The organism is Rudaea sp. (assembly GCF_036383415.1).
Classification (GTDB): domain Bacteria; phylum Pseudomonadota; class Gammaproteobacteria; order Xanthomonadales; family Rhodanobacteraceae; genus Rudaea.
In genome coordinates this window covers 1-1845 of record NZ_DASVOK010000086.1, presented here as the reverse complement: position 1 = coordinate 1845, position 1845 = coordinate 1, and the positions used below count along the sequence as shown (strand labels likewise).

At 63.7% G+C, this 1845-nt stretch carries 2 protein-coding genes; one reads left to right on the top strand and one right to left on the bottom strand.

What is annotated here, in order from left to right; genetic code table 11:
• Nucleotides 1-475: 475 nt before the first annotated feature.
• Nucleotides 476-1174, top strand: coding sequence for an N-acyl amino acid synthase FeeM domain-containing protein (locus tag VF497_RS03030; RefSeq protein ID WP_330886134.1), 699 nt, complete (start codon nucleotides 476-478; stop codon nucleotides 1172-1174).
• A gap of 44 nt (nucleotides 1175-1218) precedes the next feature.
• On the opposite strand, the gene VF497_RS03025 is transcribed toward VF497_RS03030, so the two are convergent.
• A partial coding sequence (locus VF497_RS03025) for an OB-fold nucleic acid binding domain-containing protein (protein WP_330886132.1) occupies nucleotides 1219-1845 on the bottom strand: 627 nt, incomplete at its 5' end.

Genomic DNA, 1845 nt, shown 5'->3' with positions numbered 1-1845 from the left:
GCCTGGCCGTGGCTGGCGGCGCGCAGTTCGGCGATCTTCGCATCCAGTTCGGCGATGGGCTGTTCGAAATCGAGGAAGTTCGGGTTCATGTATTGCAATGCGGGGCGCTTCGACGCGCAAGGCGGCGGATTATAGCGCAAGGCCGGCTGCCCGGTTTCCTGGCTGCGGCGCGGACAGGCGGCAGGGCGCCCGTTTCCGACTCCTCCACAGCGGGAGGGCGACGCCGGGATCGATGTCTCATGTAATCAGCGCACACGCAATTCGTAGTCCACTGATGAGACAGAGCGCGCGTTTTCCTCTCCGTGTAGCCGACGCACGCGTTCTTCGACACTTGAGCATTTCTTCAACCTCGAGATTGCGAAGCGTGCGTTTGAAGTGCTGGCTGGACGAGGAAGAAGACGCGAATCGATGTTCGTTGAACACGCAATGCAAGGCTCGTGATCGTATCGGTTGCGGATGACGCAGGAGAATGCAGATGAACACACTGGGCGTGAGGGTAGTCGTCGGTCCCGTCGATCTGAGGCGCGTGGGCGAGTTTCGCTATCGAATCCATGTTGCGGAAAAAGGCGAGCCTGCAGCGGATGCGGACCACGCCGAGCGGACATTGATCGATCCCGCGGATCGGCGGGCGAATTCCACCGTGTTCTGGGTCGAGGAAAACGGCGAGATCGCGGGTACGGTAAGAGTCGAGATTTTTTCGCCTCCCTACGAATGTGCACCGGACTACCTGAAGTTGGAGACATTCGATTTTGCCGACCCGCCCAGCATCGTCTATCTCTCGCGGCTGATGGTCGCGCCCGGGCCGCTCGGTGCCCGCATCACTCCGGCCTTGTGCTTCACCGGATTCCAGTTGGGCCTGGTCAAGGACTGTCGGCTCGGCGTGCTGACCTGCAAGCCCGAGTGGGTCGAACTGTTCGAATCGTATGGATACGCCACCTACGGCAGTCGTTTCCTGCATGCGGACTCCGACTGGAAAGTGCCCATGGCAATCCTTGGCGAGGCCGAGTACGTCCAACCCTACACGCCGACCCTGGCAACCTGGCTCGCACGACACCGTCCGGACAGCCGATACCTGGATCAGTTTCGTCATCGTGTCGCGCACTTTCGCGATGAGACCAGTCAGTTTCGTGCATGCGCGGAGGAGTTGCCGGCGCGGTCGCAGCGAGAGGCATAGCGAAGCCGCGATCTCGGCAAGCCTGGCCGATGCGCCTTGGGCGCTCAACCGTCCGGGCTTAGCTTGCTCAGCAGCATTTCGGTCGACAGCACGCCCGGCAGTGCTTCGAGGCTGCGCTTGAGGTCGGCGCTGGCGCGCACGCGGAAGGCGTTGCCGAGTTCGAGTTCGCCGCGGCCGAGCTTGTTGGCGTAGCTCAGGCGCAGCGGTGTCTTGCCGCCGCGATGGCCGGCGATGACCTGTTGCAGCTTCGCGGCGAAACCGGCATCGACGCCGTTGAGCTTGACGCGCAGCAGGCGCGCCTGGCGCGCGAGCGCTTCGTCGAGTGTCGACACGCGCCGCGCGCGCAGTTGGAAGCCGCCGTTGAATTCGTCGACCGAGAGGCCGCCTTCGACGACGAGGAATGCATCGCGCGTGAGCAGCGCGCGGTACTCGGTGAACACTTCGCGGAACAGGCTGACCTCGATGCGGCCCGACCAGTCCTCGAGCTGGACGAAGGCCATCGTGTCGCCGCGGTTGCGCATCGACACGACTTGCCCTGCGACCGTGAACGGCTGGTCGTTGAAACGGCCGCGGCGCTGGTCGGGCGCGGGCGGTTTGAAGTGCTTGGCGACGTCGCCGAGCGGCGCATCGGCAAGTTGCACGAGCAGTTCGCGCCAGGCTTCGGTCGGATG